This window comes from Streptomyces sp. P5F9, assembly GCF_057961495.1.
The window spans coordinates 1-20,708 of record NZ_JBXVPZ010000147.1; the positions used below are offsets into that span (position 1 = coordinate 1).

Below are 20,708 nucleotides of genomic sequence, written 5' to 3' on the forward strand. Positions count from 1 at the left end.
GAGTCGCCGTAACCACCGGAGTCCCCGTACCCGCCGGTCGAGCCGTGGCCTCCCGGCGAACCGTGGCCGCCGCCGCTGCCGTGACCGCTTCCGCCGCCCCCGCCCGGATTGCCGCACTTGTTGCCGACCGCCGGGTTGAGGACCCCCACCACGTTCACGGTGTTGCCGCAGACGTTGACCGGCACATGCACCGGTGCCTGCACGGTGTTGCCGGACAGTACGCCGGCCGAGTCCGAGCTGGAGCCCGCGGCGCCCGAGTCGGCGTGGGCGACACCGCCCGCGGCGGCGATCACCCCGGTCGCGGCCGCCACGGTCATCAAGCTCTTTCGAGTGACCTGTCGCATTACCGAATTCCCCCCTGCCTTCAATCCTGACTGAATTTCTCGCGCGATTTCTCGCACAAAGAACCGTCGGCCCCGGAGCGCATGGCGCGCGCTCCGGGGCCGAGGCTGTGGTCACCCCTCAGAGGGGCGACGTCACTTGTTGATGCAGGTGTTGCCGAAGGCGGGGTTCAGCAGACCGATCACCGAGATCGTGTTGCCGCACACGTTCACCGGGACGTGCACGGGAACCTGGATGACGTTGCCGGAAACGACACCCGGGGAGTGCACGGCGGCACCCTGAGCGCCCGAGTCGGCGACGGCCAGACCCGCACCCGCGAGAACCAGGCCACCGGTGGCAGCCGCAGCGGCGACGACCTTCTTGATCATTATTCCTCCTTGTTGGCAAAAGCGATCTCGTGTTGCCGATCGCATCACCTGTAACGAGGAGGGAGTAATGGAGCTACGAGCTTATGAGCACATTCACCCGTCCCAGTGGTTTCCGTACGCGCGGTCGAATTCCGGCGTCAACCGACGTCGACCGGTGTTTCGGGGCACGACTTCAGGACGCGACTTCAGGACGCCACTTCAGGACGCGTCGATGAACCGGTCCAGCACCCGCACCCCGAACTTCAGCCCGTCCACCGGCACCCGCTCGTCGACGCCGTGGAACATGCCCGCGAAGTCCAGCTCCGGCGGCAGCTTGAGCGGCGCGAAGCCGAAGCCCCGGATGCCCAGGTCGTCGAAGGACTTGGCGTCCGTACCGCCGGAGAGCATGTACGGGATCGCCTTCGCGGTCGGGTCCTCGGCGAGCAGCGAGGACTGCATGGCCTCGACCAGGGGCCCGTCGAAGGAGGTCTCCAGGGCCTTGTCGGAGTGCGCGCCCTCACGCTTCACCTTCGGCCCGAGGATCCGGTCGAGGTCGGCGAAGAACTCCTCCTGGTACCCCGGCAGGAACCGCCCGTCGACGTGCGCGGTGGCCTCACCGGGGATGACGTTGACCTTGTAACCGGCGTTCAGCTGCGTCGGGTTGGCGGTGTTGCTGAGGGTCGCGCCGATGAGCTTGGCGATGCCGCCGAGCCGCTTGAGGGTGGACTCCATGTCCTCGGGGTCGAGCTGGGTGCCGAGCGCGTCGCCCAGTTCGTCCAGGAAGGCGCGCGTCGTCTTCGTGACGCGTACCGGGAACTTGTGCCGGCCGATCCGGGCGACCGCCTCCGACAGCTCGGTGATCGCGTTGTCCCGGTGGATCATCGACCCGTGCCCGGCGGTGCCGGCCACGGTCAGCTTCATCCAGTGCATGCCCTTCTCGGCCGTCTGGATCAGATAGAGCCGCCGCTCCTCGCTCACCGTGAACGAGAACCCGCCGACCTCGCTGATGCCCTCGGTGACGCCCTCGAACAGCTCGGGGTGGTTGTCGACGAGGTGCCGCGCGCCGTACGTGCCGCCCGCCTCCTCGTCGGCGAGGAACGCGAGCACGATGTCGCGCGGGGGCCTGCGTCCGCTGCGCAGCCGGTCGCGGACGACCGCCAGGGTCATCGCGTCCATGTCCTTCATGTCGACCGCGCCGCGCCCCCACACGCACCCGTCCGCGACCTCGCCGGAGAAGGGGTGGTGGGTCCAGTCCGCCGCGTTCGCCGGTACGACGTCCAGGTGGCCGTGGATGAGGAGCGCGGGCCGGGAGGGGTCCGTGCCCTCGATCCGGGCCACCGTGGACGCGCGCCCCGGGTGCGACTCGAAGATCTTGGGTTCGAGGCCCACCTCGGCGAGCTGCTCGGCGACGTACTCGGCCGCCTTGCGCTCGCCCGGGCCCGAGTGGTCGCCGTAGTTGCTGGTGTCGATCCGGATCAGCTCGCGGCAGAGGTCCACGACCTCGTCCTCGCCGGTGACGCCCTTGGCCGTGTCCGTGTCGCTCACGCTGCTTCCTCCCACTGTCACTGCTGGTGGTCCTCCCCCATCCTCTCTCCCCGCCGCACCTCACCCCAAGGGCGGTCCCGGCCCGTCACACGCCGTTCACGCGGGACGCGGGTGGGAACTGGGGGTGATCGGCCACCCCTGGAAGCCTGGTAATGTTTCCTTCGTCGCCGCGGGGGAAACCACGCGCGACAGACACCTTGTCCGGGTGGCGGAATGGCAGACGCGCTAGCTTGAGGTGCTAGTGCCCTTTATCGGGCGTGGGGGTTCAAGTCCCCCCTCGGACACATCGCAGGCGAGGGCCGCGACCTCTGGGTCGCGGCCCTCGCCGCATTTGTGGGGGATGTCTCCTTCGGCCTGAAGATCACCAGGTCAGAGCGTTGTCGCGCGCTTACGGAGCGCCCCCGTTCGGCCGCCCCGAGTGGCCGTCGGCAGGGCCGGAGCCTAGCGTCGTACTAAAATTTCCGGCTTGTTACGGAACGGAGCTGGAGCTGGACAACCCCAGGCATACCTGCGGGCCCGCCAGCGCCCCGGAGGTTTCCGGGTTCGAGACGCGAGGACCGATGGCAGCCATACACGAGAGCAGTGCTCTCGGGCTTGACGAAGAGATCCGCACACAGTTCGGCGATACGGCACGTTTCTCCGCGGCGCCGACCGCCTCGGCCCGCACACTTATCGACATTTTCGACGCGTCCGTGCGGTCGTATCCCGACGAGCTCGCCCTGGACGACGGCACCGTCCGCCTCACCTACCGTGCGCTGGCCGTCGAGGTGGAGACCCTGCGCCGCACCCTGGCCGCGGCCGGTGTCGGCCTCGGTGACCGGGTCGGCGTGCGCGTCCCGTCCGGGACCAACGACCTCTACGTCGCGATCCTCGCCGTACTCGCCGCCGGTGCCGCCTACGTCCCCGTCGACGCCGAGGACCCGGACGAGCGGGCCGAGCTGGTCTTCGGCGAGGCCGATGTGCGGGCCGTCATCGGTGCCGAGCACGCGCTGACCGTCCTCGGGCACAGTGACGTCCCGGCCGCCCGGCCCGGTGTCGAGCAGGACGCGTGGATCATCTTCACCTCCGGCTCCACCGGCAAGCCCAAGGGCGTCGCCGTCACGCACCGCAGCGCGGCGGCCTTCGTGGACGCCGAGGCCGCGCTGTTCCTCACCGACGACCCCATCGGTCCGGGTGACAGGGTCATGGCGGGGCTGTCCGTCGCCTTCGACGCGTCTTGCGAGGAGATGTGGCTGGCCTGGCGCTACGGCGCCTGTCTGGTGCCGGTGCCGCGCTCCCAGGTCCGCAGCGGTGCCGACCTCGGCCTCTGGCTGGTCGAGCAGGACATCAGCGTCGTCTCGACCGTGCCGACCCTGGCCTCTCTGTGGGAGCCGGAGGCGCTGAACGACGTACGCCTGCTGATCTTCGGCGGTGAGGCCTGCCCGCCCGAGCTGGTGCAGCGGCTTGTCACCGAGGGCCGCGAGGTCTGGAACACGTACGGGCCGACCGAGGCGACCGTCGTGGCCTGTGCCTCCCTGATGACCGGCGACGAGCCGATCCGCATCGGACTGCCGCTGAACGGCTGGGAGTTGGCCGTCGTCGACGAGGCCGGTGTGCCCGTACCGATGGGCGGCAGTGGGCAGTTGGTGATCGGCGGGGTCGGTCTCGCCCGCTATCTCGACCCCGAGAAGGACGCGGAGAAGTACGCGCCCCTCGAATCGCTCGGCTGGGAACGGGCGTACCGCAGTGGTGACTTGGTCAAGGCCGAGCCCGAGGGCCTGATCTTCCTGGGCCGGGCCGACGAGCAGATCAAGCTCGGCGGGCGCCGGATCGAACTCGGCGAAGTCGACGCGGCCCTCCAGGCACTCCCCGGAGTCGCGGGCGCGGCCGCCGCCGTACGCACCGCGCGCAGCGGCAACCAGCTCCTCGTCGGCTATGTCGTCACCCAGGAGGGCTGGGACCAGCCCACCGCCGTGGAGAAGCTGCGGGCCGAACTGCCCGCCGCCCTCGTGCCGTTGATCGCCCCGGTCGAGGATCTCCCGACCCGCACCTCCGGCAAGGTCGACCGGAACGCGCTCCCCTGGCCGCTCGAAGGCCTGGAGACCGGTGGCGCCAAGGAGCAGCTCTACGGCACGGAGGCCTGGCTCGCCGAGCAGTGGGGCGAGGTGCTCGGCATCCCCGTGAGCGGCGCGGCCGACGACTTCTTCGCGATCGGCGGAAGCAGCCTGGCCGCCGCGCAGTTGACCACGCGGCTGCGTACCCGTTACCCGAGTGCGGCGGTCCTCGACATCTACCAGCAGCCGACGCTGCGCAAGTTGGCCCGCCACCTCGAAGACTCGGCGCAGGGCGACGGCACCGCGCGGGTGATCGCGCCGGTCCCGACCCGCGCCAAGGTGGTCCAACTCCTCGCACTGGTCCCCCTGTTCACCCTGGTCGGCCTGCGCTGGACGGTGGCGCTGGCCGCGCTCGGCAATGTGCTGGGCGGCTACTCCTGGCTGCCGACCGCCTCGTGGTGGCTGGTCGGCGCGGGCGCACTTCTCCTCTTCAGCCCGCCCGGCCGGCTTGCGATCGCCGCGGGCGGCGCGCGGCTGCTGCTGCGTGGTGTGAAGCCGGGTCGCTACGACCGTGGTGGCAGCGTCCATCTGCGGCTGTGGGCGGCGGAGCGGCTGGCCGAGTTCAGCGGGGCGACCTCGCTGACCGGGTCGTGGCTGGAGCGGTACGCGCGTGCCCTCGGCGCCAAGATCGGCCCGGACGTCGATCTGCACTCCCTCCCGCCGGTCACCGGCATGCTCAAGATGGGCCGCGGTGCCGCGGTCGAGTCCGAGGTGGACCTGTCCGGCTACTGGCTGGACGGCGACCGGCTGGAGATCGGCCCGGTCAAGGTCGGCGCGCACGCCGTCGTCGGCACGCGCAGCATGCTGTTCCCCGGCGCCCGGGTGGGCAAGCGGGCCGAGGTGGCGCCGGGTTCGGCCGTCACCGGCACGGTCCCGACCGGCCAGCGCTGGGCGGGCGCGCCCGCGGTCAAGCTCGGCAAGGCCAAGCGCAACTGGCCCAAGGAGCGCCCGCAGCGTGGCACGTACTGGCGTGTGATGTACGGCGTGACGGGCTTCGCGCTCACCATGCTCCCGGTGGTCTCCGGGGCCGTGGCGCTGCTGGTGGCGAGCGCGTTCATCGCGCCCGGTGACGGTCTCGGCGAGGCCCTGCGGGGCGCGGCGGTCGCGCTGGTCCCGGCGACGCTGGCCTTCGGGCTGACGTACGCGCTGCTGATCCTGATCGGTGTACGCCTGCTCAGCCTCGGCCTGCGGGAGGGTACGCACCCGACGCACAGCCGGATCGGCTGGCAGGCGTGGACGGTCACGCAGTTGATGGACCTCTCCCGCGAGACCCTGTTCCCGCTGTATGCCGGGCTGGTCACGCCGGTGTGGCTGCGGCTGCTCGGGATGCGGATCGGGCGGGGCGCCGAGGTGTCGACCGTGCTCGCGCTGCCGAGCCTGACGACCGTCGGCGAGGGCGCCTTCCTGGCCGACGACACGTTGACCGCGCCGTACGAACTCGGCGGTGGCTGGGTGCACATCGGGCGGGCCGAGATCGGGCGGCGGGCGTTCCTCGGGAACTCCGGGATGACCGCGCCCGGGCGGAGCGTGCCGGACGGCGGGCTCGTCGGGGTGCTGTCGGCGACGCCGAAGAAGGCGAAGAAGGGCACGTCGTATCTGGGGCTGCCGCCGGTGAAGCTGCCGCGCAGCACGAGCGGCGGCGACCAGAGCCGGACGTACGACCCGCCGGCCAAGCTGCTGTGGGCGCGCGGTCTCGTGGAGCTGTGCCGGATCGTACCGGTGTTCTGCTCGGCGGGTCTTGCCGTGCTGACGGTGGCCGCGCTGTGCGCGCTGGGGGTGTGGGCGCCGCTGCTGTCGGGGCTGGTGCTGCTGGCCGTCGGTGCGCTGGCCGGGCTGGTCTCGATCGTGGCCAAGTGGTCCCTCGTGGGGCGGCACCGCGGTGCCGAGCACCCGCTGTGGAGCGGTTACGTGTGGCGCAACGAGCTGGCGGACACCTTCGTCGAGGTCGTCGCCGTGCCGTGGCTGGCCGGTTCGGTGCCGGGCACTCCGGTGCTGACGGCCTGGCTGCGCGGGCTCGGCGCGCACATCGGCAAGGGTGCCTGGGTGGAGAGCTACTGGCTGCCCGAGACCGATCTGGTGACCCTGGAGGACGCCTCCACAGTGAACCGTGGTTGTGTGCTCCAGACCCACCTCTTCCACGACCGGATCTTGCGGACGGATACTGTGGTCCTCCGTGAGGGCGCGACGCTGGGTCCTGGCGGAATCGTCCTGCCCGGCAGCGTGGTCGGGGCCCGTACCACTCTGGGTCCCGCCTCGCTCGTGATGGCGGCGGAGTCCGTCCCGGACGACACCCGCTGGCTGGGCAATCCGATCGAGTCATGGCGACCCTGAACACAGGTCACGCGGCGTCGGCTCGGAGGGCGGTGCACGGGTACGGGATACGAGCACAGCGCAGGGAGCAGACGCAGCAGTGACCGTTCAGCAGGCGGCGGGTCCGGACCCGTATTTCCCGGCAAACGGCGATGCCCGCTACCGGGTGCACCGCTATGAGCTCGCGCTGGACTACCGTCCCGGCCCCAACCGTCTCTCCGGCACGGCCCGTATCAACGCCATAGCGGGCCGTGCGCCGCTGCCCGAATTCCAGCTGAACCTGGGCGACTTCAAGATCGGCCGGATCCGGGTGGACGGCCGCCAGCCGCACTACACGCACCGCGGCGGCCGCCTCCGTGTCCGGCCCGCGAAGCCGCTGCGGGCCGGTGCCGCGTTCACCGTCGAGGTCCACTGGTCGGGCAACCCCAAGCCGGTCGCCAGCCCCTGGGGCGGCCTCGGCTGGGAGGAGTTGACCGACGGCGCGCTGGTGGCGAGCCAGCCGATCGGGGCGCCGTCCTGGTACCCGTGCAACGACCGCCCCGCGGACAAGGCGTCGTACCAGATCTCGATCACCACGCCGTCGGCGTACGCGGTGGTCGCGGGCGGCAGGCTGCTCACGCGAACTACCAAGGCTTCCACGACGACTTGGGTGTACGAGCAGTCGGCGCCGACGTCGAGTTACCTGGTCGGGCTGTCGATCGGCAAGTACCAGACGGTGCTGCTGGGCGACCCGGGCCTGGGCGGTGTGCCGCAGCACGGGCACATCCCGTCGGACCTACTCCCGGAGTTCTCAAGGGACTTCGCGCGCCAGCCCGCGATGATGGAGCTGTTCCAGGAACTGTTCGGGCCGTACCCCTTCGACGAGTACGCGGTCGTGGTGACGGAAGAGGAACTCGATGTCCCCGTGGAGGCACAGGGGTTGTCGCTGTTCGGCGCCAACCACGTTGACGGGGCCCGGGGTTCGGAACGGCTCGTCGCCCATGAGCTGGCCCACCAGTGGTTCGGTAACAGTGTCTCCATCGCCGACTGGCGCCACATCTGGCTGAACGAGGGCTTCGCCAAGTACGCCGAGTGGCTGTGGTCCGAGCGCTCGGGCGGCCGCACGGCCCACCAACACGCCGCCGCCGCGCACCGGTTGCTGTCCACGCTCCCCCAGGACCTGCGGCTCGCCGACCCCGGCCGCAAGTCCATGTTCGACGACCGCCTCTACGAACGCGGCGGCGTCACCGTCCACGCGGTGCGCTGCGCGCTGGGCGACATCGCGTTCTTCCGGATGCTGCGGGGCTGGGCGAGCCAGCACCGCAACGGGACGGTGACGACGGCTACGTTCAGGTCGCATGCGTCCCGGTTCACTTCCGAGTCGTTGGACCAGCTTTTCGATGCGTGGGTTTATGGGACTCGGTTGCCGCCGATGCCTTCGGCCGAGACGGGGATCGCGGTCTGAGTTGTCAGCTCCGTTGCTAGTGGGGAACTGACGGAGTATCAAGTGACTTCACGGGGGTGAGGTCATGGCAGCCGCATGGGGCCGCGGGTTCGCGGAGACGGGTGAGTGGCTGGAGGTCTACGGGGAGACCGAGCCGCAATCCGTCCCGCTGGAGCAGATGTTCGCCACGGGGTCGGACACCACACGCCCTTTCACCGGGTATCTCTACGTGTGGTCGCTCGGGTACACGGGGGACGAGGCGCCGTCCATGAAGGTCACGCTGCTGTTCCCGGCCATGAGCGGCTGGCGGGTGAAGGACGTCCAGGCCGTCGTGTACCACCTGCCGCCGGTGGCGGACGAGCGGGCGTGGCGGAACACCCTGGCCAGAGACCTGCGGGCGGCCGGACCCGTCCTGGAAGCCGCCGGCAGGCTCACGGCCGACCTGACCGGCTTCCCCGAACTCAACGCGATGACGTCCGCCGCGGCCCATCTGAGGGCGCGCAGTGCGCCGCAGATGCCGGACGAGGAGTGGTTCGTCAAGAGAGTGCACCGCAGTCCCGGCGGGATCCTGCACCAGGGGGTCGAGTGGACGCTCCCGGCGAACTTCGTGCGGCAGATCGGGACCCGGGTCACCGGCGCCCTCCTCGTGGAGTTCATCGGCGCCGCACCCGCGTACGAGGACACCGGCCCTCCCGGCAGCGAGCCGCTGCCGCTCCTGGCCTGCGCGAGCCTCACCCGCGACAAGGAGTTGAGGCTGCCCGAGGACGCCTACGTTCGGCTGCCACTCCGTGTCACCCCCGAACGCCCGCGAACGTAGCCCCGGCACAATGTTGCCCATGACCCCACGCACCAACTGCCCCTGCGGCCTCCCCCAGCCCTACGAAGAGTGCTGCGGCCGCTACCACTCGGGCCCCGCGACCGCCCCCACCGCCGAGGCCTTGATGCGCTCCCGCTACACCGCCTTCGTACGGCTGGACGCGCCCTACCTGTTGCGCACCTGGCACCCCCGGACGCGGCCCGCCGAGCCCCTCGATCTCGACCCGGGGATGCGGTGGACCGGGCTGGAGATCCTGGAGACAGGGGGCGGGTCGGCGTTCCACTCCGCGGGGACCGTGACGTTCCGGGCCTCGTATCAGGGCGGCGCCATCCATGAGCGGAGCCGGTTCGACCGGGTCGACGGGGCCTGGGTGTACCTCGACGGGGAGTTCATCGAAGACTGAGGCCCTACGGCGCCAGGATGTCCAGTTCCTGAAGCGCGCCCACCGTGATCTCGCGGGTCAGGGTCTCCGCTCGGAGGGCGTCGCCCTCGCGGACCGCCTCCGCGACCTGGACGTGGAGGGTGACGGCGGCCGGGTCGGGGTCCTCGAACATGACCTCGTGATGGGTGCGGCCGGCGAGGACCTCGGTGACGACGTCGCCGAGGCGGGCGAACATCTCGTTGCCGGAGGCGGTGAGGATCACGCGGTGGAAGGCCACGTCGTGGACGAGGTAGGCCTCCAGTTTGTGGCCGCGCGAGTTGGCGACCATGCCGATCGCGCACTCGGTGAGTTCCGCGCACTGCTCCGCCGAGGCGAACTTGGCGGCGAGGCCCGCGGCGATCGGCTCGACCGCGGAGCGCAGCACCGTGAGTGAGCGCAGTTGCTGCGGGCGGTCGGCGCCGGCCAGGCGCCAGCGGATGACCTGCGGGTCGTAGACGTTCCACTCGGCCTTGGGGCGGACGGTGACGCCCACTCGGCGGCGGGACTCGACAAGGTGCATGGATTCGAGGACCCGGACCGCCTCGCGCATCACGGAGCGGGAGACCTCGAAGTCCTTGGCGAGCTCGTCCGTGCGCAGGACGCTGCCCGGCGGGTACTCGCCCGCGGTGATGGCGGGGCCGAGGGAGTCGAGTACACGGCCGTGCAACCCGCGGCCCGGAGTGGTCATGCACTCAGCGTACGGGTCACGTCACGGAACCAAAAAGTCAGACTTATATGTCACAGACTCTTGAATTCGTCGTACCTAATCGGTTTCAGTGGGTTCGACATCAGGTGTCGACGGAGACAGTGAGGCAGCGATGCGTACCCCCCATGTCGTTGTGGTCATGGGCGTAGCGGGCACCGGGAAGACCACCATCGGTCCCCTGCTCGCGGCCCGGCTCGGCGTTCCGTACGCCGAGGGCGACGACTTCCACCCGCAGGCCAACATCGCCAAGATGTCGGCCGGGCACCCGCTGACGGACGAGGACCGGTGGCCGTGGCTGGACGCCATCGGCTCCTGGGCGCACGGGCGCGCGGGACTCGGTGGGGTGGTGAGCAGCTCGGCGCTGAAGCGGTCGTACCGTGATCGGCTCCGGGCCGCCGCTCCCGGGGTCGTCTTCGTGCACCTCACCGGCGACCGCGCACTCATCGAGGACCGGATGGCGCACCGGCACGGGCACTTCATGCCGACCGCGCTGCTCGACTCCCAGTTCGCCACGCTCCAGCCGCTGGAGGCCGACGAGGCGGGAGTCGCCGTGGACGTCACGGGCAGCCCGGAGCAGATCGCCGAGCGGGCGATGACCGCGCTGGAGCAGGTCCCCGAGCCGACCGTCTGACACCTGACATCGGCAACCCCTCCCCCTTCCCCGTATCCGCAAGGAATCCACCGTGACCAGACTCAGCGTCGAGTTGTTGGCAGCGGACCCTGTCGAGCCCATCACCTCGGCCGGCCACGCACAGCTGGGCATCGCCGTACTGGCGGGCATCGCCGTCATCGTCCTGCTCATCACCAAGTTCAAGATGCACGCCTTCCTGGCGCTGACCATCGGCTCGCTCGCGCTCGGCGCGTTCGCCGGGGCGCCGCTGGACAAGGCCATCACCAGCTTCACCACCGGGCTCGGTTCGACCGTCGCCGGTGTGGGTGTGCTGATCGCGCTGGGCGCGATCCTCGGCAAGCTGCTCGCCGACTCGGGCGGCGCCGACCAGATCGTCGACACGATCCTCGCGAAGGCGAGCCCCCGGTCGATGCCGTGGGCGATGGTGCTGATCGCCTCGGTGATCGGGCTGCCGCTGTTCTTCGAGGTCGGCATCGTGCTGCTGATCCCGGTCGTGCTGATGGTCGCCAAGCGCGGCAACTACTCGCTCATGCGGATCGGTATCCCGGCGCTCGCGGGGTTGTCGGTCATGCACGGGCTGATTCCGCCGCACCCCGGGCCGCTGGTCGCCGTCGACGCCGTCAAGGCGAACCTCGGTCTGACCCTCGCGCTCGGCGTACTGGTCGCGATCCCGACCGTCATCATCGCGGGGCCGCTGTTCTCGAAGGTCGCCGCACGCTGGGTGGACGTCCAGGCGCCGGAGCGCATGATCCCCGCCCGCCCGTCGGAGGACCTGGAGAACCGTCCTGGCTTCGGCGCGACCCTCTCCACGATCCTGCTGCCGGTCGTGCTGATGCTCTCCAAGGCGCTGGTCGACATCATCGTCGACGACCCCGAGCACACCGTGCAGCGCGTCTTCGACGTCATCGGCTCCCCGCTGATCGCACTCCTCGCGGCCGTCATTGTCGGCATGTTCACGCTGGGGCGCCCGGCCGGCTTCACCAAGGAGCGGCTGTCCTCGACCGTCGAGAAGGGGCTGATGCCGATCGCGGGCATCCTGCTCATCGTCGGCGCGGGCGGCGGCTTCAAGCAGACGCTGATCGACTCCGGCGTCGGCCAGATGATCCTGGACATCTCCAAGGACTGGTCGATCCCGGCGCTGCTGCTGGCCTGGCTGATCGCGGTGGCGATCCGCCTGGCGACCGGCTCCGCGACGGTGGCCACCATCTCGGCGGCCGGTCTGGTCGCCCCGCTGGCCGCCGACATGTCGAGCGCCCACACCGCCCTGCTCGTCCTGGCGATCGGCGCGGGCTCGCTCTTCTTCAGCCATGTCAACGACGCCGGTTTCTGGCTGGTGAAGGAGTACTTCGGCCTGAGCGTCGGCCAGACCCTCAAGACCTGGTCGGTCATGGAGACGATCATCTCGGTGGTCGCCGGCGGACTGGTCCTCCTCCTCTCGCTGATCATCTAGGGGTACGGGAATGAGTCATCCTCTCTTCGACATCAGCGGCCGTACGGCCCTGGTCACCGGTTCCAGCCGGGGCATCGGACTCGCCCTCGCCCAGGGCCTGTTGGAGGCCGGCTGCACGGTCGTACTGAACGGCCGCGACGGCGAACGCCTCACCAAGGCCGCCGCCGAACTGTCCGGGGACGTCCACACGGCCGCCTTCGACGTGACCGACGGTCCGTCAGTAGCCGCCGGAATCGCGGACGTCGAGGACCGGGTCGGCCCGCTCGACATCCTGGTCAACAACGCGGGCATGCAACTGCGCGCCCCGCTCCTGGAGTTCACCGACTCCGACTGGCACCGCATCATCGACACCAACCTCACCAGCGCGTTCCTGGTCGGCCGCGAGGCGGCCCGCCGGATGACGGAACGCGGCCACGGGAAGATCATCAACATCTGCTCGCTGCAGAGCGAGGTGGTCCGCCCCGGCATCGCGCCCTACGCGGCCACCAAGGGCGCCCTGAAGATGCTCACCAAGGGCATGTGCGCGGACTGGGGCCCGAGCGGCGTCCAGGTCAACGGCCTGGGCCCCGGCTACATCGAGACGGAACTCACCCAACCCCTCGTCCAGGACGAGGAGTTCAGCGCCTGGGTGCGCAAGCGGACCCCGGCCGGCCGCTGGGGCCGTACGGAGGACCTGGTGGGCGGGGTGCTGTTCCTGGCGTCGCCCGCCGCGGACTTCGTGAGCGGACAGATCCTGTACGTCGACGGCGGCATGACGAGCGTGCTGTAGAGAACGGGAGTCCAGACATGCTGGGTTGTGTGATTCACGGTCAGGACGACCTGCGGGTCGACGAGTTGACGGTCCCGGAGCCCGGCCCCGGCCAGGCCTTGGTCGCCGTCCGCTACGGCGGCGTCTGCGGCTCCGACCTCCACTACTGGCGCCACGGCGGCGTCGGCGACTTCCGCCTCAAGGAACCGATGCTGCTCGGCCACGAGGTCGTCGGCACGGTCGTCTCCTACGGCCCCGGGGCCACAGGTCCCGTTCCTGGTACGGCGGTTGCCGTGCACCCGGCGACTCCGTGCGGGGTCTGCCCCGAGTGCGTGGACGGTCGCCGTAACGTGTGCCGGGACACCGCGTACCTGGGCAGCGCGGCCCGCTTCCCGCACGTCCAGGGCGGCTTCGCGGCCCAAGTCGCCGTCCCCGCCGAGCAGTTGAGGGCGATTCCGGCGGGTCTGGAGCTGCGCCGGGCCGCTCTCGCCGAGCCGCTCTCCGTCGCCCTGCACGCCGTACGCCGCGCCGGGGACGCGGCCGGACGCCATGTGCTGGTCACCGGCGCGGGCCCGATCGGATGCCTCGTCGTCGCGGCGGCGAAGGCGGCGGGCGCGGCCCACGTGACGGTAACGGACCTGCTTCCGGCGGCACTTCGGTACGCCACCGCGGCCGGCGCCGACACCGTCGTACGGGCCGATGACCTGGACGACTCCGGGTGGCCGTCCGAAGTGGACGTCGCCATCGAGGCGTCCGGGGTGGCGGCCGGGCTCGACACCTGTCTGCGGCTCGTGCGGCGGGGCGGGGTCGTCGTGCAGCTCGGGATGCTGCCGCCGGGGCAGAGTCCCTTCGCGGGGAACCTGGTCGTCAGCCGGGAGATCGAGCTGCGCGGGGCGTTCCGCTTCGACGAGGAGTTCAACGACGCGCTCCAACTCCTTGCCGTGGAGCCGTCGTTCGACGCTCTGGTCAGTGCGGTGGTGCCGGTGCGGGAGGCCGAGTCGGCGTTCGCGCTGGCGGCCGACCGGAGCCAGTCGTGCAAGGTGCTGCTGGACTTCGGGAGCTGAGCAGGGCGACCAGCACGTCACCCCAAAGCTTCAACTAGGGCTTCCACAGAGGGTGTTCGCGCTTGGCCCAGTCCCTGCTGACCGAGCCCGTGCGCAGCCCCGCCCTGGCCTCCGGGTCACCCAGCGCCATGCCGATGTGGCCGCCGAGGACGATGCCCATCGTCAGGGCGAGCCAGTCGTGGACGAAGGTCGCGCTGGTGCGCCACTGGATCGGGGTGAGGTGGGTGAACCACATCATCAGGCCGGTGCCGAGCATCACCAGGGTGGCGCCGGCGATCCAGTTGGCGTAGATCTTCTGGCCGGCGTTGAACTTGCCCGCCGGGCGCGCCGATCGGCGTTTGTCGCGCATCAGGGCGCCGCGCAGCCAGACCCGGTCGTGCGGGCCGAAGCGGTTGAGGAAGCCGAGGTTGACGCGGAAGCCGCGGGAGACCAGGCCGATCACGACGGGCACGGGGAGGGCGAGTCCGGCGCACTCGTGGATACGGACGACCAGGTCACGGCGGCCGACCAGTTCGGCGAACGCCGGGATGTACAGGCAGGCCGCCGTGAACACGCAGATGCCCATCAGCAAGGCCGTCGTCCGGTGGACCCAGCGTTCGGTGCGGCCGAAGCGGCGGACGCGGGCCGACGGCTCCGTCTGCGGGGCGTGGGCTTCAGCTCGTAGGGTCATCGTCGCGTCCGTTCGACTTGCCGACCCAGGCGTCGACGTCGTAGCCCCGATCCTCCCAGTAGCCGGGCTTCACATGCTCGGTGACCGTGATGCCGGAGAGCCACTTGGCGGACTTGTAGAAGTACATGGGGGCGACATAGAGGCGGACCGGGCCGCCGTGGTCGTGGCCCAGGGGCTTGTCCTGCATGCGCAGCGCCACCAGGATGTCCGAGCGCCGGGCCTGGTCGAGGGTGAGGCTCTCCGTGTAGGCGCCGTCGAAGCAGGTGAAGCGCACCGCCCCGGCCTTGGCACGCACTCCCGCCGCGTCCAGGAGCCGGGACAGGCGCACCCCCTCGAAGGGGGTCCCGGGGACCCGCCAGCCGGTGACGCACTGGACGTCCTTGACCAGCCGGGTCTGCGGCAGCGCGCGCAGATCGGCCAGCGTGTAGGACGCCGGCTTGTCGACCAGGCCGTCGACGGTCAGCCGGTAGTTCTCGGCGTTCTTGTTCGGCACGGACGCGGTGACCGAGTAGTAGCGGAAGCCGCCGCCGTTCGGGAGCAGTCCGGTCAGCCCGGTGGGGTCCTTGCCGGACACGGCACCGAGGAAGCCCTCCATGCCCTTCTGCAGCGCGGGCGCGGTGACGACGCCGAGGGCGCCCAGGCCGAGAGTGCCCAGGAGGACCCGGCGGCCGAGCGGCCGGCCCTCCGCCTTCTCCGCACCCTCGGGCTCGGGTTGTTCAGGTTTCACGCAGCCATTCGAACACCCGCGACCCCGGCGCGGCCAGGGATAGCGGGTGCCCGTCAGACTTCTGTAACCACTTCTTACGTGCTTCTCAGAGATCCGCTCGGTGGACGTGGATGCGCTACGACGTCTCCCCGGCCGCCTTCTCCAGCTGGAACGCCTCGTTGCCGAGCCCGATCCGGGCGTGCGCCTCGGGGTTGCGGGAGCGCAGGAGCAGGCCCTGGGCCAGGCCGACGAGCACGGCGAGGCCGATGATGCCGGGCAGGATCCAGCTCAGGGACGAGTCGGGGCCCGCGCCGACCAGGACGTCGAAGTCCTTGACCGTGTAGACGGCGATGACGACGAGCGCGATGCCCGCCACCGCGGAGGTGACCAGTCGCCAGGCCTGGGCGCCTGCGGAGCCGCGGCGGGCGAAGAAGACGATCACCGAGGCGGAGGCCGCGGCCATCAGCAGGATCACGCCGAGGGCGCCGATGTTGCCGAACCAGGTGAACAGGTGCAGGACCGGTTCGGTGGGGTCGCCGGTGGGCTTGTCGTCGGCGATCGCGAAGGCGATCACGATCACGGCGGACACGGCGGTCTGGAGCAGCGAGCCGGTGCCGGGGGCGCCGCTGGAGCCCGTCGTACGGCCGAACGCGGACGGCAGCAGGCCCTCGCGGCCCATGGCGAAGGCGTAGCGGGCGACGACGTTGTGGAAGCTGAGCATCGCCGCGAACATGCCGGTGACGAACAGGACGTGCAGCACGTCGGTGAAGGTGCCGCCGAGGCGGGACTCGGTGAGGTAGAAGAGAAGTCCGGCGCTCTGCTTCTGGGAGACGCCGACGATCTGCGAGGGCCCCGTCGCGACGGTGAGCGCCCAGCAGCTGAGCGCGAAGAACACGGCGACGCCGCCGACGGCGAGGAACATCACGCGCGGCACCAGGATGTGCGGGCGGCTGGTCTCCTCGGCGTAGACCGGGGCCTGTTCGAAGCCGAGGAACGCGGCGATGCAGAAGCACAGGGCGGTGCCGACGCCGGCGCCGCTGAGGGTGTCCGGGTTGAAGGCGTGCAGGGACAGGCCCTCCTTCGCCGGGTCGGCGACGGCCGCGATGTCGAAGATGACGACGAGCGCGACCTCGATGATCAGCAGGACGCCGAGCACGCGCGCGTTGACGTCGATCTTCAGCCAGCCGAGCGCGCCGACGGCGAGCACGGCCACCAACGCCGGTATCCACCAGGCGACTTGGAGGTCGGCGTAGGTGGAGAACAGCCCGGAGACCTCGAAGCCGAAGATGCCGTAGATGCCGACCTGGAGGGCGTTGTACGCGACGAGCGCCACCAGGGCCGCGGCCGCGCCGGCGGTGCCGCCGAGGCCGCGGGAGATGTACGCGTAGAAGGCGCCCGCGTTGTGGACGTGCCGGCTCATCTCGGCGTAGCCGACGCTGAAGAGGACGAGGACGACGCCGAGGAGGACGAAGAGCAGCGGCTGCCCCTCGATGCCCATCACCGCGAATGTGGTGGGCATGACACCCGCGACCACCATGAGGGGCGCGGTCGCGGCGAGCACGGAGAGCAGCAGGCCCCCGGTGCCGAGGCGGTCGGCGCGCAGGGCGCGCTCCTGCCCCCTGAACGTGCTGATACCGCCGCCGTCCGAGGTGGCGCTGCTCGTACTGGAACTGCCCGTCGTCATGGCGGGAACGTCCTTTCGGGGTCGCTACAGGGGCGTTGCTACGGATGCGTTTCATCGATACGACGGCGTTACGACGTCCCGAGCGCACTGTCGCGTGCGGCACGGAAGGCGGTGAGCGGGTCGCGGTCCGGGTAGGACCACGGAGCCGGGGTCGGGTGCTCCCCGATGCGGTGGAACAGGGCGGCGGCCTCGGCGCTCCGGCCCTCGCAACACTTCGCGTGGGCAAGGAAGTTGAGGTCGACCAGGCGGCGCGGATGGCCTTCGTGCTCCCACTCCAGCCACCAGTCGAAGGCGGCCTTCATGACCTGCCGGGCCCGGCGTCCGGTCCAGTGTCCGGAGGCGGCCGGGTCGGCGGGTTCCAGTCCGGCGGCGGCCAGCACGCGGTAGCGCTCGGCGTGCGCGATGACCGGCAGGATGGCGAGCGGGGAGTCGGCGGGGGCCTGTTCGGCGGCCCAGTAGGCGAAGTCGTAGACCTCGCGCAGCGGGTCGACGCCCGCGTCGGCGCGGCGTTCCGCGAGCCGGGCCACCATCAGATGGTGGGCGTGGTGGTGGTCGGGGTACCGGTGGCGGACCTCGTCGAAGAGCTGGACCACGCCCTCGTCGGTGCCGAGGGTGTGCTCCAGAAGGAGCAGCCCGAGCCACGGCGTCGGATCGTCGGGCAACCGGGCCGACGCCGTACGGCAGGCCTCGCGAGCACGGACCGGCTTCTCCTTGCCTACGAGCACACGCTGGACCATGGCCAGGGCGAGCAGGACGGAGGCGTCGCCGGACTCGGGTTCGGCGAGCAGCCAGTCGCGGGCCCAGGCGGCGGTGTAGGACTCCCGGGCGAGGACGGTGACCCGGTGGGCGCGGGCGTCCCAGTCGTCGCCCGTCTGGGCGAGCAGACCACGCGCCGCCTGCCAGCGGCCCTGGGCCAACGCGGCCCGCGCGGCGACGAGTTGGTCGTCGTCGAGCGCGGCGTCGAAGGCCTGGGAGGCGCGCTTGTGGCGGCGTCCGAGGGGTGGCGGGGGTGGGGACACCCGGGTATTCCTCACGATCCTCACGCGACGCTGCGGGACATCGGCCTGCCATCGACCGATCACGCACAGCAAACCCTCCACCAATACTTCACGTCAAGTGCCGCACCGCCGTTACACCTGTCAACTTCCGCTACAGATAGGACACTTGTGGCTCGATCACCTACCCGGGACGGTACGCTGCCAGCCGTTCGCGGGTCACCGGTGTGGCGTAGGCCATGGCGCTCGGGCGCGCGGCGGCGGACGATGGGAGCACGGTCCCGCCGCAGCCTCCGATCGTGCCCACGGTCGTCAGAGCATCGTGACCGGATCAACCGCCCGCATCCGGGTACTCCCAGGGGCAAGCCGGGCCCTGGGGCGCTAGAGTCGCCCAAACGCATCCCGTAGCCCGGCCTGACGATCGAGGTACGCAGCGTGTCCCTTCTGGTTCTGATGCTCGCCGTGAGCGCGGCCTGTTGCCTCGGCTTCGGATTCGTGCTCCAGCAGAACGTGGCCCAGCAGGCACCCCTGAGCGACTTCCTCTCCCCGAGACTGCTCCTCGACCTGATGCGGGTGCCGCGCTGGCTCGGCGGCATCGGCCTGATGATCGCGGGCATGGTGCTGGGCGCAATCGCACTGAGCCACGGCGAGGTCTCCCTCGTGGAACCCCTCCTCGCGACGAACCTCCTCTTCGCCCTGGCCCTCTCCCGCAAGCAGACCCGACAACCCCTGGGCCGTCAGGGCTGGGCGGGCCTCGCACTCCTCGCGGGCGGCGTCACGACGTTCATCGTCGCGGGCGAACCGCGCAGCGGCACAGCCGTCACCGACCCCTTCCGCCACTGGCTGATCATCGGCGTCATGGTGGGCCTCGCCCTCCTCCTCACGACGTACGCCAAACGCTCCCGCCTCAGCTCGGGCCCGGTCCTCCTGGCCCTGGCGGCCGGCCTCCTCTACGGCGTCCAGGACGCGCTCACCCGCGTCAGCGGCCAGCGCTTCACCGAGGGCGGCCTCACCGAACTCCTCACGGGCTGGCAGCCGTACGGCGTGCTCGCGCTCGGCGTGACCGGCCTGATCCTCGTCCAGAGCGCCTTCGAGACGGCTCCCCTGCGCATGTCCCTGCCGGCCCTCACCGCGGCCCAGCCACTCGCCGGGATCATCTGCGGCGTGGGCTTCCTGGGCGACCGGCTGCGCGCCGACACCGGGGCACTGGCCTGGGAGGCGGTGGGCCTCGCCGGAATCGTCGTAGGCATCCTGCTCCTGGGCATGCACCCGGCGATGCCACGCGGCACGACAAAGCCGAAGCCCGCACCGGCCCTCCAGCCGCACTGACAGCCCGGCCCCTCTTCCGGGCACATCAGCGCACCCCTGTTTGGATGGGGGCATGAACCCAGCTGACGAAATCCTCGACATCGTCGACGAACACGACCGGGTCATCAGTCAGTCCCCCCGCGGCGAGGCATACGCACAAGGCCTGCGCCACCGCGCGGTCTTCATCCAGGCCCGCGACGCACACGGCCGCGTCTTCGTCCACCGCCGCACCCCCACCAAACTCGTCTTCCCCTCCCTCTACGACATGTTCGTCGGCGGAGTGGTCGGCGCGGGCGAGTCCTACGACGAAGCGGCGCTGCGCGAGGCCGAGGAGGAACTCGGCGTCTCCGGCCTGCCCCGCCCCACGTTCCTCTTCAAGTTCCTGTACGACGACGGCGCCGGGCAGACCTGGTGGTCGGCGGTGTACGAGGTGCGCTGCGAGCTGCCGGTCAGCCCGCAGGTAGAAGAGGTCGCGTGGCACGACTTCCTGGAGGAGGCAGAGATCGAGAGACGGCTGAGCAACTGGGAATGGGTGCCGGACGGCGTGGCGGCCTACACCCGACTCAAGGCGCACCGGGAAGAAACAGCCGGATAGGGTCCTGCCCGTGATCGATTTCGCACGGAACGTCCGGCTGTGGTTCGCGCCCCAGGAGATCAGCGAGGAGGGCGCCACCCCCGACTACCGCTTCTCGCTCGCCAACGAGCGCACCTTCCTGGCCTGGCTGCGCACCGCGCTGGCGCTGATCGGCGGGGGCTTCGCGGTGGACCAGTTCCTGCCACACCTGCGCTGGGCCTGGCGAGCCGGTCTCGCCCTCACGCTGCTCGCGGCGGGCGTCCTGTGCTCCCTCCGCGCGGTCAACCACTGGGTGCGCTGCGAACGGGCGATGCGCCGGGGCGAGGATCTGCCGGTGTCCCGTTTCCCGGCACTGCTGAGCATCGCCGTGGCGATCGTGGCCGTGGCGATGGTCGTCGTGGTCCTGGCGGGCTGGGCCGGATGACCCGCCCCCCGGCCCCGGACCGCGACCCGGGCCTCCAGCCCGAACGCACCCGCCTGGCCTGGCGCCGTACGACCCTGTCGAGCACGGTAGTAGCCGTCCTCGCGATGAAGGCCGCACTGCACGGCGGCGTACGGGCGGACGGGATCGTCATCTGCGCCCTGTGCTGCACCCTGTGGCTGGGCTTCCTCACCGTGGCCCACCACCGCATCCGCACCCTCGCCTCCGGCGACATCCCCCCAGCCCTGGCCCCACGCCACGCCAGCGCGGCGGTGCTGTGCACGGTGGCTGTGGCGGTGTGCGCGGCGGCGCTTGTGTATTGAGGGGTGCAGCGGGCGGGGTTCGCGTGCCGGGGCATCGAGCCGAGTGGAACATGGGCGGCACCCGCGCAGGGCAACGCTCGGGCGGCACCCGGCCGCGAAGGCAGTGCGCGTGCACGGTGACGCCTAGGCG

General features: G+C 70.7%; 20 protein-coding genes and 1 tRNA gene. 13 read left to right on the plus strand and 8 right to left on the minus strand.

Features of this window, described 5'->3' with window-relative positions:
* The 3 genes from AC31A1_RS23385 to AC31A1_RS23395 all read right to left on the minus strand — a co-directional run.
* On the minus strand, nt 1-344 hold a 344-nt coding region (locus AC31A1_RS23385), incomplete at its 3' end, for a chaplin (protein ID WP_489655189.1).
* 132 nt (nt 345-476) lie between these two features.
* Nucleotides 477-710 carry a chaplin ChpH gene (chpH, locus tag AC31A1_RS23390; protein ID WP_019066065.1) on the minus strand — a complete coding sequence of 78 codons (234 nt, stop codon included), beginning with the start codon at nt 708-710 and terminating at the stop codon, nt 477-479.
* A 198-nt stretch (nt 711-908) separates the two neighbouring features.
* Complete coding sequence (locus AC31A1_RS23395) at nt 909-2,234, minus strand: M20/M25/M40 family metallo-hydrolase (protein WP_489655190.1); 1,326 nt, start codon at nt 2,232-2,234, stop codon at nt 909-911.
* Between the two features lie 199 nt (nt 2,235-2,433).
* Here AC31A1_RS23395 and AC31A1_RS23400 point away from each other — a divergent pair.
* The 5 genes from AC31A1_RS23400 (at nt 2,434) to AC31A1_RS23420 (ending at nt 9,280) form a co-directional block, all read left to right on the plus strand.
* Nucleotides 2,434-2,518: transfer RNA gene (locus tag AC31A1_RS23400), tRNA-Leu, on the plus strand.
* Between the two features lie 276 nt (nt 2,519-2,794).
* Nucleotides 2,795-6,658, plus strand: a complete 3,864-nt coding sequence (locus tag AC31A1_RS23405) for a Pls/PosA family non-ribosomal peptide synthetase (protein WP_489655191.1) — start codon at nt 2,795-2,797, stop codon at nt 6,656-6,658.
* A 79-nt stretch (nt 6,659-6,737) separates the two neighbouring features.
* The gene (locus AC31A1_RS23410; protein WP_489655192.1) at nt 6,738-8,081 is read left to right on the plus strand and encodes a M1 family metallopeptidase; all 1,344 of its coding nucleotides are present in this window, start codon (nt 6,738-6,740) and stop codon (nt 8,079-8,081) included.
* 64 nt (nt 8,082-8,145) lie between these two features.
* On the plus strand, nt 8,146-8,877 hold the full coding sequence (locus AC31A1_RS23415; RefSeq protein WP_489655193.1) for a hypothetical protein: 732 nt from the start codon (nt 8,146-8,148) through the stop codon (nt 8,875-8,877).
* A 19-nt stretch (nt 8,878-8,896) separates the two neighbouring features.
* Entirely contained in the window at nt 8,897-9,280 is a 384-nt protein-coding gene (locus AC31A1_RS23420) for a YchJ family protein (RefSeq protein ID WP_489655194.1), read from the plus strand.
* Nucleotides 9,281-9,284: 4 nt separating this feature from the next.
* Here the strand turns inward: AC31A1_RS23420 and AC31A1_RS23425 are convergent, their stop codons facing one another.
* Entirely contained in the window at nt 9,285-9,986 is a 702-nt protein-coding gene (locus tag AC31A1_RS23425; protein ID WP_489655195.1) for a FadR/GntR family transcriptional regulator, read from the minus strand.
* A 130-nt stretch (nt 9,987-10,116) separates the two neighbouring features.
* Between AC31A1_RS23425 and AC31A1_RS23430 the strand changes: the two genes are divergently transcribed.
* Genes AC31A1_RS23430 through AC31A1_RS23445 form a run of 4 tightly spaced genes read left to right on the plus strand, consistent with a single transcriptional unit; the run spans nt 10,117 to nt 13,897 of the window.
* The gene (locus AC31A1_RS23430; protein ID WP_329246568.1) at nt 10,117-10,635 is read left to right on the plus strand and encodes a gluconokinase; all 519 of its coding nucleotides are present in this window, start codon (nt 10,117-10,119) and stop codon (nt 10,633-10,635) included.
* Nucleotides 10,636-10,687: 52 nt separating this feature from the next.
* Nucleotides 10,688-12,085, plus strand: coding sequence for a GntT/GntP/DsdX family permease (locus AC31A1_RS23435; protein ID WP_489655196.1), 1,398 nt, complete (start codon nt 10,688-10,690; stop codon nt 12,083-12,085).
* Nucleotides 12,086-12,095: 10 nt separating this feature from the next.
* Nucleotides 12,096-12,854: an SDR family oxidoreductase gene (locus AC31A1_RS23440; protein ID WP_033283683.1), complete on the plus strand. Its 759-nt coding sequence runs from the start codon at nt 12,096-12,098 to the stop codon at nt 12,852-12,854.
* 17 nt (nt 12,855-12,871) lie between these two features.
* On the plus strand, nt 12,872-13,897 hold the full coding sequence (locus tag AC31A1_RS23445; RefSeq protein ID WP_489655197.1) for an L-idonate 5-dehydrogenase: 1,026 nt from the start codon (nt 12,872-12,874) through the stop codon (nt 13,895-13,897).
* Between the two features lie 34 nt (nt 13,898-13,931).
* Here the strand turns inward: AC31A1_RS23445 and AC31A1_RS23450 are convergent, their stop codons facing one another.
* From AC31A1_RS23450 to AC31A1_RS23465, 4 genes are all read right to left on the minus strand, one after another.
* Nucleotides 13,932-14,567, minus strand: coding sequence for a cytochrome b/b6 domain-containing protein (locus AC31A1_RS23450; RefSeq protein ID WP_489655198.1), 636 nt, complete (start codon nt 14,565-14,567; stop codon nt 13,932-13,934).
* A complete protein-coding gene (locus AC31A1_RS23455; protein WP_489655199.1) occupies nt 14,551-15,294 on the minus strand; it encodes a molybdopterin-dependent oxidoreductase in 744 nt (247 codons plus the stop codon). The genes AC31A1_RS23450 and AC31A1_RS23455 overlap by 17 nt, the downstream gene beginning before the upstream one ends.
* 115 nt (nt 15,295-15,409) lie before the next feature.
* The gene (locus tag AC31A1_RS23460; RefSeq protein ID WP_489655200.1) at nt 15,410-16,957 is read right to left on the minus strand and encodes an APC family permease; all 1,548 of its coding nucleotides are present in this window, start codon (nt 16,955-16,957) and stop codon (nt 15,410-15,412) included.
* A gap of 68 nt (nt 16,958-17,025) precedes the next feature.
* Entirely contained in the window at nt 17,026-17,976 is a 951-nt protein-coding gene (locus AC31A1_RS23465) for a hypothetical protein (RefSeq protein WP_489655201.1), read from the minus strand.
* Nucleotides 17,977-18,387: 411 nt separating this feature from the next.
* Here AC31A1_RS23465 and AC31A1_RS23470 point away from each other — a divergent pair, with 411 nt between their 5' ends.
* The 4 genes from AC31A1_RS23470 to AC31A1_RS23485 are packed head-to-tail and all read left to right on the plus strand — an operon-like array spanning nt 18,388 to nt 20,578.
* A complete protein-coding gene (locus AC31A1_RS23470; protein ID WP_489655202.1) occupies nt 18,388-19,281 on the plus strand; it encodes a DMT family transporter in 894 nt (297 codons plus the stop codon).
* A 52-nt stretch (nt 19,282-19,333) separates the two neighbouring features.
* Nucleotides 19,334-19,855 carry an NUDIX domain-containing protein gene (locus AC31A1_RS23475; RefSeq protein WP_489655203.1) on the plus strand — a complete coding sequence of 174 codons (522 nt, stop codon included), beginning with the start codon at nt 19,334-19,336 and terminating at the stop codon, nt 19,853-19,855.
* Between the two features lie 10 nt (nt 19,856-19,865).
* Nucleotides 19,866-20,258: a YidH family protein gene (locus AC31A1_RS23480; protein ID WP_393760288.1), complete on the plus strand. Its 393-nt coding sequence runs from the start codon at nt 19,866-19,868 to the stop codon at nt 20,256-20,258.
* On the plus strand, nt 20,255-20,578 hold the full coding sequence (locus AC31A1_RS23485; RefSeq protein ID WP_489655204.1) for a DUF202 domain-containing protein: 324 nt from the start codon (nt 20,255-20,257) through the stop codon (nt 20,576-20,578). Before AC31A1_RS23480 ends, AC31A1_RS23485 begins: the two co-directional genes overlap by 4 nt.
* Nucleotides 20,579-20,708: the final 130 nt, after the last annotated feature.